At 66.9% G+C, this 1,337-nt stretch carries 1 protein-coding gene; it reads right to left on the reverse strand.

Going from position 1 to position 1,337, the window contains the following annotated elements; all coding sequences use genetic code 11:
- Positions 1-159: 159 nt before the first annotated feature.
- On the reverse strand, positions 160-1,337 hold a 1,178-nt coding region (locus ACN269_RS33540; protein ID WP_421477181.1), incomplete at its 5' end, for a sugar nucleotide-binding protein.

Raw genomic sequence — 1,337 nt, forward strand, 5'->3', positions numbered from 1 at the left:
CGCGCTGTTACCCCTGCTGCACAGCGTGATCTGGTGTCTTTGTGCGGCCGCTGTGGTCGGGCCACTGGCCGTCCGCGGTTACCGCCTGGCCGCCGAGTCTGCAGGCTGACTACCAGCTTTCTTGTTGCTGCGACTCAACAGACCGAGTACGACGCCGGATTATGTGCGGGCGGTCTCGCGCGTCGTACACGACTCAGCCGCAACGTAATTTGCCAGCATCTCGTCGGCATCGGCGGGAGTAAACCCGGTGGACTCGATCTTCGCCAGGTCCAGCACGCTGCCGTGCGGTCGCGGAGCCACCGGACCCGTCGCTCCGGCGAAGTACTCGGCGGTCGAGACCCCGGTAACCCGGTCCGGGTCGTGCCCGGCCAAGGCGAAGGCGCGCTTCGCGACGTCGGCCCAGGAACCAGCCTGCCCAGATCCGGTCACGTGGTAGGTCCCGTACGGTGCGCGGGTCTCGGTCAGGTGCCGGATCGCCCGGGCCAGTTCCGAGGTGAAGGTCAACCGTCCGATCTGATCGTTGACCACCGACGGGTTCACGCCGCGGTCGGCCAGCGACAACATGGTGCGCACGAAGTTCTTGCCGTCGCCGATCACCCACGAGGTGCGAACGACGTAGTGCCGCGGCACAGTTGCGACGATCTGATCGCCGGCCGCCTTCGACTGGCCGTAGACGCCGAGCGGTGCCAGGGCGTCGTCCTCGCGGTAGGGCCGGGTCGCGGTGCCGTCGAATACATAGTCACTGGAAACGTGCACGAGGGTGAGACGGTGGTCGGCGGCGACGCGGGCCAGTGCTGAGACAGCGGTGACATTGGTAGCCCAGGCCGCGGCGCGCCCTTCAGCGGTCTCGGCAGCGTCGACAGCGGTATAGGCCGCGGCGTTGATGATGGTGTCGTAGTCCCGCCACGGGCGAGCGGACTCGAGATCGCCTGCGGTCAGGTCGAATTCGGTGTGCCCGGCGAACTCGACGTGCGGTGCGTCGGCATAGGCCGTACGCAAGGCCTGACCTAGCTGTCCGCCGGCGCCCAAGACCAAAGTCTTGAGGGGCTCAATGGGCGTGAGTTCGGCGAACGGCGGCTGGGCTTTGTCCTTCGCCGACAGTTCGGCCTGCTCCAGCGGAATCGGCCAGTTGATCGCGAGTTCGGTGTCAGCCGGGTTCACCGACGGGTAGGCGGCATCCGGCGAGTAGTGCTCGTTGACCAGATAGGCGTAGGCGGTGTCCGGTTCGAGCGTCTGGAACGAATTGCCGACGCCGCGGGGAACGAAAACCGCACGCGACGGATCGATCTCCGCGGTGAACACCGTCCCGAACGTCGGGCCGGACCGCATGTCGACCC

The organism is Micromonospora sp. WMMD736 (assembly GCF_049179015.1).
GTDB lineage: Bacteria > Actinomycetota > Actinomycetes > Mycobacteriales > Micromonosporaceae > Micromonospora.